Annotated in this window: 6 protein-coding genes; 2 read left to right on the forward strand and 4 right to left on the reverse strand. The window is 38.2% G+C overall.

Features of this window, described 5'->3' with window-relative positions:
- Positions 1–180 precede the first annotated feature (180 nt).
- The 4 genes from A5844_RS11200 to A5844_RS11215 form a co-directional block, all read right to left on the reverse strand.
- Positions 181–1026 (reverse strand): MurR/RpiR family transcriptional regulator, encoded by an 846-nt coding sequence (locus A5844_RS11200; RefSeq protein WP_086285277.1) that lies wholly within the window; start codon positions 1024–1026, stop codon positions 181–183.
- A 226-nt stretch (positions 1027–1252) separates the two neighbouring features.
- Positions 1253–3193, reverse strand: coding sequence for a threonine--tRNA ligase (gene thrS, locus A5844_RS11205; RefSeq protein WP_086285278.1), 1941 nt, complete (start codon positions 3191–3193; stop codon positions 1253–1255).
- Positions 3194–3528: 335 nt separating this feature from the next.
- Entirely contained in the window at positions 3529–3708 is a 180-nt protein-coding gene (gene thmT / locus A5844_RS11210; protein WP_002287649.1) for a 2-hydroxymuconate tautomerase, read from the reverse strand.
- A 122-nt stretch (positions 3709–3830) separates the two neighbouring features.
- Entirely contained in the window at positions 3831–5642 is a 1812-nt protein-coding gene (locus A5844_RS11215) for a heavy metal translocating P-type ATPase (RefSeq protein ID WP_086285279.1), read from the reverse strand.
- Between the two features lie 380 nt (positions 5643–6022).
- Between A5844_RS11215 and helD the strand changes: the two genes are divergently transcribed.
- Positions 6023–8311 (forward strand): RNA polymerase recycling motor HelD, encoded by a 2289-nt coding sequence (gene helD, locus A5844_RS11225; protein WP_086285281.1) that lies wholly within the window; start codon positions 6023–6025, stop codon positions 8309–8311.
- Between the two features lie 274 nt (positions 8312–8585).
- Positions 8586–8956 (forward strand): IS110 family transposase (locus A5844_RS11230; protein WP_143353723.1); only part of this gene is annotated, 371 nt, incomplete at its 3' end.

The following is an 8956-nucleotide window of genomic DNA, read 5'->3' on the forward strand; positions in this document are numbered from 1 at the left end:
ACACATCTAGATGTGTATAAGAGACAGAATTTATAGTTTTGTTTCACAAAAACAAATTGTGCTACAGAATCAAAAACTGAAAATCGAGAATAAATAAAGTTATTTTTGAAAATAATGTTTTCTTTTGGCGTGAAACACTTTAAATAAAAGATCTACTGTGGAAAACTAACGCTTATTCTTTTATTGTGTTTGGACATATCCTTTGATGGCTTCTTTTGTTTTTCTAACTTTCTCACCTAACTGTTCATTCTTAGCCATATAAAAATAAAATATGATATCGATCGTTGCAAATTGCGCTAACAAAGAGTTGGTTGCGGCACTACGATTCGTGATCTCTTTAGGTCGCGAAGTTTGAACAACGACATCCGCTAACTTACTTAGTTGGTTACTTCCAAACTGAGTCAAAGCAATGATCTTGATACCCATTTCTTTCGCCAACTCACCGATTCTTACCACATCTCGGCTATTACCTGAATTAGAAACAAGCCATAACACTTTTTTCGTCTCATTGCTCACTAATTGTGGCAGCAAAACATGGATGTCTTTTTCAAAGATGATTGGTTTACCCACTCTTGACCATTTCTGCAAAATATTTTCTACTACTAATGAAGATGCACCTACACCGTATAAATAAACCGTTTCTGCTTCTTCAAGACAACCTACTACCTGTTGAATGGTTTCTTCTTCTAAAACATCCACCGTTTCTTTGATGGCCACTTGGGCATTGTTCCCTAACTTGTGTTTGATCGAATAAAAGGATTCATTCGGTTCAATGTCACTGAACCCTTCAACGATTCCGGTTTGTAATTCGGTGGAAATATTGATTTTAAAGTCTGTTAGGCTTTGAAAGCCAATTTTTTTAGAAAACCGTACTACGGTAGGGGCACTCAACCCAGCAGCTTCTGCCAACTCATTTGCTGTCATTGTCGGAATTTTTTCGACATTAGCCACAATATACGTTGCTAATTTCTTTTCAGCAGAAGAATAATCATTCATCATACTTTCAATGCGACTAATCACACTCATTCAATCCACATCCTTTTTCTTACAGTCTATGTAAGTATACCATATTGAACATCTGAAAAAGTTATTTCTGTCTGAGATTTAGAACAGAAAACCAGAAAATATAACTCCTTTTAAAACTCACCATTCCACGAATGCTGAGTTCAAAAAAAATAACAGCGTAAGAGCATTTCCTGCTCCTACACTGTTATTCCTAATTTTCCTGTTTGAAATAATAAAAGTAGCTTTCTTAGTTTTGACGACTGTAATTTTGTACTTCAGCAGCCATCGCATCAACAAAGATATTCAAGTCTTCTACGGACGTTTCTTTACTACCGTAACGGCGAACATTTACTGTAGCATCAACCATTTCTTTATCTCCTACCACTAACTGATAAGGGATTTTTTGTGTTTGAGAAGCACGGATCTTATACCCCATTTTTTCATTGCGATCATCCACTTCCACACGTAAACCTTTCATTTGAAGACGTTCTTTTATTTCATACGCATAATCTCCATGTGCGTCAACTGACACAGGAATGATCGTTGCTTGGATCGGTGCCAACCAAGTCGGGAAGGCGCCTTTATATACTTCTGTCAAATAAGCCACAAAGCGTTCCATTGTAGAAACGATTCCACGATGGATAACAACTGGGCGATGAGTATTTTCGCCATCTTCCCCTACATAAGTTAGATCAAAACGTTCTGGTAACAAGAAGTCTAATTGGATCGTTGACAATGTTTCTTCTGTACCAAGGGCTGTTTTAACTTGTACATCTAGTTTAGGACCATAAAAGGCTGCTTCGCCTTCTGCTTCAAAGTACTCAAGTTCCATTTCATCCATGGCTGCTTTTAACATCACTTGTGCTTTTTCCCACATCGCATCATCATCGAAGTATTTATCCGTATTTTCTGGATCACGGTAACTTAAACGGAAACGATAGTCCGTAATGTTGAAATCAGCATACACAGCTACCATCAATTCTAAAGTACGTTTAAACTCATCTTTGATTTGATCTGGACGAACAAATGTATGACCATCATTCAAAGTCATTTCCCTTACACGTTGTAAACCTGATAATGCGCCAGATTTTTCGTAGCGGTGCATCATCCCTAATTCAGCGATACGAATTGGTAATTCACGGTAGGAATGGATGGCATTCTTATAAACCATCATATGGTGTGGACAGTTCATTGGTCGAAGAACAAGCATTTCGCCGTCTCCCATATCCATTGGTGGGAACATATCTTCTTGGTAATGATCCCAATGTCCTGAAGTTTTATATAGTTCTACATCTCCCATGATCGGGGTGTATACATGTTGATAGCCTAAGCTGACTTCTTTGTCTACGATGTAACGTTCGATCGTACGACGGATCGTTGCACCTTTAGGAAGCCAGAATGGTAAACCTGAACCTACCTCTGGGGCTACCATGAACAGTTCTAACTCTTTCCCTAATTTTCGATGATCTCTTTCTTTTGCTTCTTCACGTAGTTGGATAAACTCTTTCAGTGCTTTTTTATCAAAGAAGGCTGTTCCATAAACACGTTGCATCATTTGATTATTTGAATTTCCACGCCAGTAAGCACCTGCAACAGACAACAATTTGAATACTTGGATACGTCCAGTCGATGGAACATGTGGGCCACGGCATAAATCAATGAATTCCCCTTGTTGATAAGCAGTGATTACTTCTTCTTCCGGTAACTCACTGATCAATTCTACTTTGTAAGGGTCACTTGCGAAAATCTCCAATGCTTCTTGTTTTGATAGAACACGACGTTCGATCGGTAGATTTTCTTTTACAATCGCCATCATTTCAGCTTCGATTGCTGGCAGATCTTCTGCACTTACTTGATTTTCTCCATTGTCGGTATCGTAGTAAAAACCAGAATCAATGGCTGGGCCTACTCCAAAATGGATATTAGGATACAAACGACGCATCGCTTGAGCCATCAAGTGAGCCGCTGAATGTCTTACTAAGCCTAATGCATCTTCATGCTCTGGAGTAACGATCTCGATCGTCGCATCCTCTTCGATTCCTCGATTCAAATCGATCAATTGGCCGTTCACTTTCCCAGCTAATGCTTTTTTAGCTAGACTTTTAGAAATACTTTCAGCAATCATTGCAGTTGTAACGCCAGCTTCATATTCTTTCACTGCGCCATCAGGAAACGTAATGTTTATCATGATAAAATTCCTCCTTATTATAATCCATCCTTTTGTTTAGGTTCTCCACTAATCAAAAAAAGTCCTAGTATCTTTACCAGATACTAGGACGAAAAATTCGTGGTTCCACCTAATTTTGAATGTTTTAAACATTCCTCAAGCGTGATAACGGTACGACCGCCTCTGTTTCAACAAAGGTTTCGAAAGTGGTCATCCTTTGGTTTTCTCCTGGAAAAGTTTCAGCCTAGCTTTTCCTCTCTTATCGAAGACTCTCAAATTCAGTTGTCTTTCTCATTAATCATCTATAGTGTTTATTTAACCACTATTAAAAGGAAAAATCAAGTAGTGGAACAGACTTATTTTTTCCACTCACCATTCACACCATATGTGCCTTTTTTCATCTCATTGATGATCACATGAATGTGTTCTTTCGGAGCTTGTGTATTTTTATGGACAGCCTCTGTGATATCTTTCATCATATTTTCTAATTGCTCAGGGCTACGTCCTTCAACTAATTCTACATGTACGAATGGCATCTGTGTCTCTCCTTAATCGTTTGTTTTTTAGCGATAATCTATCTTTCCGCTATCTGATTCTCCTTGATCATACCGCAAAAACAAGCACGTGAAAAGTAGATCTTTGTATTTTTTAGGATAAGCTACTGTTGTACTAATGGATGATTGATCTCATTTACCGTACCTTTCTTGGCACGTAGCGCACTTAGGATTGATACGGTATCGACGACTTCCTGAAGCATCGCTCCGAATAAGGCAGGGATCACACCGGTACTTGCAACGAGCATTAAAAAGACACAAACAAAGATACCGATCAAGACAGATTGTTTTGCGATTTTCATTGTATCTTTAGAAATAGTCACAGCTTCAGCTACACGTCTCAAATCATCTTTCAAGATCACGATATCTGCACTTTCACTTGCTGCAGTTGATCCATGCGCGCCCATCGCCACTCCGACATCTGCTGCCATCAATGCAGGCGCATCATTCACTCCGTCTCCTACCATGGTTACTGGTCGTTTTTCTTCTGGGATCTTTGATAAAATATCTAATTTATCTTGTGGTAAGCAACGGGCATGAACGGATGTGACACCTACTTCATTTGCAATCGTTTCAGCAACTGTAGCACCGTCTCCCGTGATCATCATCAATTCATTGATTCCTTGGTTCTTCAATTCTGCAATCGTTGCTTTTGCTTCCGGACGGATCGTATCTGAGAAATAAATCGTTCCAGCGAACTGTTGATCAATCGCCACATAGATTGCGGTAGAGGTTGCCTTTGCTTCTTTTGTATGGACAAATGTCGCATTACCAACTTTGATATGGTGCTCGCCAACAGTTGCCTCGATCCCTTGCCCAGATACTTCTTTCAACTCATTAACTGGTAATAATTTGGGAACAGCATTAACTAAAGAACGTGCTAGAATATGCGCTGAACCTTGTTCCGCACTAGCCGCATAACGGAGAAGATCTTCTTTAGAGATAAATGGCTCAGGTTCCACATCCATAACTTCTAATACCCCTTTAGTGATCGTTCCTGTCTTATCAAACGCAATAGTTTTGGTTTTAGCTAATTTTTCAATTGCTGTCCCGGTCTTGACTACGATTCCGTTCTTACTTGAACGGCTCATTCCAGCAACTAAAGCAACTGGTGCAGCTAAAATCAGTGGACAAGGAGAAGCTACGACTAAGACTTCTGCAAATCGCACCGGATCTTTCGTGACCCACCATGCGATGCCCCCGATAAGATAAGCCACTAAAGTAAATGGTACGGCATAACGATCCGCTAAACGAACAAAATGAGCGGGTTTTTCTTTTGATTCTTCAACAAGTTTGATGATCATTTGATATTGACTGTCTGCTGCTCGTTTTTCAACAATCATTTGGACTGTCGTATCACCATTGATGGAACCAGACATCAATTCATCACCTATTTTTTTAATCGCTGGTTTCGATTCTCCAGTCAGGGATGATTCATCAAAAGTTGACTCGCCCTTTACGATTTTCCCATCTGCCGGTACTGCTTCTCCCGGTTTGATGACCAAGCAATCATTGATTTGGACGTCATCTACTGAAATATCGACTTGTTGATCTGCTGTCAATTTATGAGCGATTCTTGGCGTATTATCTAAAAGAGATTGCAGTTCTTTCCCTGCTTTATTATGAGCATAATCTTCTAGACTGTCTCCTCCTGTCAACATGATCAATATCATCAAGCTCGCCCAATATTCATGGACGACCAACGTGGCAACAATCGCTGTAATAGCTAGAATATCTACCCCATATTTCCCAGAACGTAATGTTTTGATCATTTCGATAAACATCAATAAAGCCAAAAAGCCACCAGTTACAGCAATGATTATAAATGCAAGTTGCGGCTGCTTAAAAATAAATTCACTGACTAATGCCACTGCTCCTATGAGTAGCGTGATGGCGAATTTTTTAAAATGTGTCATTGTGAATCCAACTCCTTTCTACTCTTTAAGCATAACTCTTGACACGCTCTTTTTAAACAAAAAACTCCTAAATGAAAACAACTATCACTCTCAAAAGGATTTGATACAAACAAATTGTTTAGAACAACAAGCCAATAAAAAAGTAATATTCGAAATGCTATATGTTAGAGATTGACTATCAACCAGATTATTGAAATCCAACTAGTATAATTTCTACAGCTTCATCAAAGAGAATAAATTTTTAGCTCGTTAGAAAGGTTTCAAATAGAGAATAGTTATTTCCTTGATTTTTTCTAATTCCCTACCCAAAGGTACCTTTTTTTCAAATAATGTGCTATACTTTTAATTCGTTATTTACGGCGGAAGGAGTAAAACAAGCAATGAATGAAAGACAACTAGAACAAATACATGTCGATGAAACAACGCAGTTGATCCAACTGGAACAACAGTTGCTGAATCGAAAATTACATGACTTAACAGAAGAAATGAATGATTCAACAAAAGAAACAGCCAATCACAAAATACGTGGAGGCTCCAATGAATCCTTTTATGAATCTGTTGTTGAATACCGCCAACATGAGCAAGAATTGCTCTTAAAATATCACACATTAGAATCACAACAAAAGCGACTACAAACATTAGACGTGATGAAAGAAAACCCCTACTTTGCTCGAATTGACTTTAAAGAGGAAGCTCAAAAAGAAACTCTTTATTTAGGGATTGCATCTTTGAGAGATCTGTCGGAAGAAACAATCGTCATCGATTGGCGTGCACCTATTGCCAATCTTTACTACGAAGGGGAAATCGGCCCTGCCTTTTATGAAACAGATACTGAAAAGCTTCAAGTAGAATTACTATTAAAACGTCAGTTTAAGATATTAGAGGGTCAAATCGTGTCAATGGTCGATACATCTGAAGTGATCAACGATGACTTTTTATTAGAGATCTTAGACGATGCCTCAAGTGCACATATGAAAAATATCGTCGCAACGATCCAAAAAGCTCAAAATGCCATTATTCGTGATACAACAAGTAAAGTCATGCTCATCGAAGGGATTGCTGGAAGTGGAAAAACATCTGCTTTACTTCAACGAATCGCCTTCTTGCTCTATCATAATCGAAAATGGCTCGATCCAGAAAACGTCTTATTGTTTTCCCCAAACCATTTGTTCTCGGATTATATTTCTACTGTATTACCTTCATTAGGTGAAAGTGGTGTGCCTACTCAAACGTTCAAAAACTATCTTCAACAATTACTACCTGAGTTTGATTTGATTGAAGAGCAACAGCAAGAAGTAGGCTTTTTGTCTGGAGACAAAGATCCAATTAAGACAATGAAAAACAGCTTACCTTTTATTAAACATATCGATGCTTATATCCACACAGTCACTAACTACGGTCCTTTATTCCGTGAAATGAAAATCAATGGTCGAACTATCTTACCAAAAGAATCCATTCGCAAATGGTATCAAGAAACAAATGCACTGCTTCCGTTACATCAACGACTATCCCTTTTACAAACAAAATTACTTAAAAAATTAGGGGGTCTCCAAAAAGATGAAACACGTCAAACTTGGGTCAAAGAATTAGCTGAAGAACAGTTACAAGAATTGTATGCTTCAGACCCACATTTAGACTATACGGAACAAAAAGAAAAATCATTGCGTAAAAAATTAGCCAATCAAATCGTGAAAAAAAGATTTCGTAAAGTGTATCGTGGGATCATGAACTATCAATTTGTTAATTTACCAAAACAATATTTGCATTTTCTGCAAACAGTTCCCGATGAACTTTTAAGCCATTATCAAATCAGCGAAATGACATGGAAAGAACATTTACATGAAGTCAAGAGTAATTTGCGTCAGCGGATGTTACACCAAGAAGATGCTGTTTTATATTTCTTAGTGATGCGTCAAACGCATCCTGTATCTGTCACACAAAAAGCCCGTTACATCTTTATCGATGAAATGCAAGATTTTGCTCCCTCACAAGTAGCCTTGCTTCAAGCAATCTATCCAAATGCAAACTTGACTTTTTGTGGTGATTTGAATCAAAACGTTTTTGGTAATGAAACGATTACTGGTTCCTTAACTAACCTATTTCCAGACAAAGAAGTTACCCGCTTCCAATTAACAACAAGTTATCGTTCGACCAAAGAAATCACTGATTTTGCCAATCATTTCTTAGCTCATGAAAATCTCGTGGAAACTACTGCTCGAAAAGGTCGTCGACCTTCTATCGTACAAAGTTCATCGATAAAAAGGAAACTAATTTGGTTAGCTGAGACAGTTGAACAAACAAAAGAAACAGCTAAGTATTGGCGTACAGCGATTATCGGAAAAACTATTGCTGAATGTGAATCGCTTTATGAAGAATTGCCTGAATCATTAAAACAGCACGTCCAATTGATTACAGATGAGACTGAATTTATGAAGCGATCCATTGTTCTTTTACCAGCTTATTTAGCTAAAGGATTAGAATTTGATCGTGTCTTCTTATGGAATGTAGATGATTCACATTTTCACTCTGGTCACGACAAACAAATTTTGTACACGATGTGTACCCGTGCCATGCATGAATTGATCGTTTTCACTACTGCAGAAAAACCAGGTTTCTTAGAAACATTAGACCGTTCTCTTTATGAAAGCTTAGAATTAGACGAAAGCTAACTCTTTACAAGGAACGAAAAAACATACTAAGATTAGTGGGTAAGATATTCGACGGAATATCTTACCCACTATTTCTCTTATTCGAGTATAGTGAGAGTGAAAGGAAGCTCGCTCATACGCTCATGGACCTTGAGTCCGAATCAAAAAACGAGCTCCCTCACTGTCATTCTAGAATCTGTTTTAAGTATGTTGGGACTTCGAGTCCGTGTAAAGGAAAGTCGAATCGGAATGAATCAGTGAAGGACTTTCAATCAAATAATCAAGGAGAAGTCGCCTGTCATTTATTTTTGCTTTTGACGTATCTAAAGGTGAAAGTTACAAAGTACTTTACCATAATCAACACTGTCTATCAGAAGGGAAAGTCTCTCACAATCAAGAAGGGTTCCGTCAGTTACTTGAAGAAATCACCGCACTTCCAGAAACTCCTGAAATTGTTTTTGAAGCAACCGGTGTCTACTCTCGTCCATTAGAAAAATTCTGCCAAGATAATCGATTAGCCTACTGTCTTTTAAACCCTTTGGAGGCAAAAAAACAACTGGAAGAGGGGACACTGCGTAGTTGGAAAACAGATAAAATCGACGCACATAAATTGGCGCAAACTCATTGGAAAAATACCCGTTTGCCAAAAATACATCAAGCAGAAGT

The sequence above is a fragment of the Candidatus Enterococcus wittei genome (assembly GCF_002140175.1).
Lineage (GTDB): Bacteria > Bacillota > Bacilli > Lactobacillales > Enterococcaceae > Enterococcus_B > Enterococcus_B wittei.

Bases quoted from the DNA above. Each gene is read 5' to 3' on its own strand.
- A5844_RS11200 (WP_086285277.1), bottom strand. From the start codon at position 1,026: ATGAGTGTGATTAGTCGCATTGAAAGTATGATGAATGATTATTCTTCT.
- thrS (WP_086285278.1), bottom strand. From the start codon at position 3,193: ATGATAAACATTACGTTTCCTGATGGCGCAGTGAAAGAATATGAAGCT.
- thmT (WP_002287649.1), bottom strand. From the start codon at position 3,708: ATGCCATTCGTACATGTAGAATTAGTTGAAGGACGTAGCCCTGAGCAA.
- A5844_RS11215 (WP_086285279.1), bottom strand. From the start codon at position 5,642: ATGACACATTTTAAAAAATTCGCCATCACGCTACTCATAGGAGCAGTG.
- helD (WP_086285281.1), top strand. From the start codon at position 6,023: ATGAATGAAAGACAACTAGAACAAATACATGTCGATGAAACAACGCAG.